Source organism: Bradyrhizobium sp. Kon69 (assembly GCF_055807515.1).
The window spans coordinates 1-375 of sequence record NZ_JBVVOS010000154.1 but is presented as its reverse complement, the minus strand read 5'-3'; the positions used below and the strand labels follow the sequence as shown (position 1 = coordinate 375).

1 protein-coding gene is annotated in these 375 nt (G+C 50.9%); it reads right to left on the bottom strand.

The features are described from left to right. Positions 1-184: 184 nt before the first annotated feature. On the bottom strand, positions 185-375 hold a 191-nt coding region (locus AC0L3U_RS38640; RefSeq protein WP_473364997.1), incomplete at its 5' end, for a hypothetical protein.

The following is a 375-nucleotide window of genomic DNA, read 5'->3' as shown; positions in this document are numbered from 1 at the left end:
CCAGGCGCAAGTCTCATCCCAATTTGTGGAGTTGACTAGGTAGTCAGTTAAGTCCGCCCCCCGAATTATAGGTCGGATCACCGAGGTTCGTATTAGGAATACGAGTGCATATGTGTGGCTCGCCTGCTATCAAAGCACAGTCATCAGATCATTTGGCCTCAATTTTCACACGGACGGAGGAAATTTACCGATCGGCGATAATTGCGTGCAGGTAAGTGGGCAAGCCATACGGGCTCACAGGAGCAATGAGGTGCTTCTTGCAGGCAGTTGCTAATCTCAAGCAGGAGCGGCTACCCAGGCTCTCATCAACGATGATGGTCGAGTTGACAGAGCTTTTGTCGGCGTGGATTTCGGTCTGGTCACTAGGAATGACTT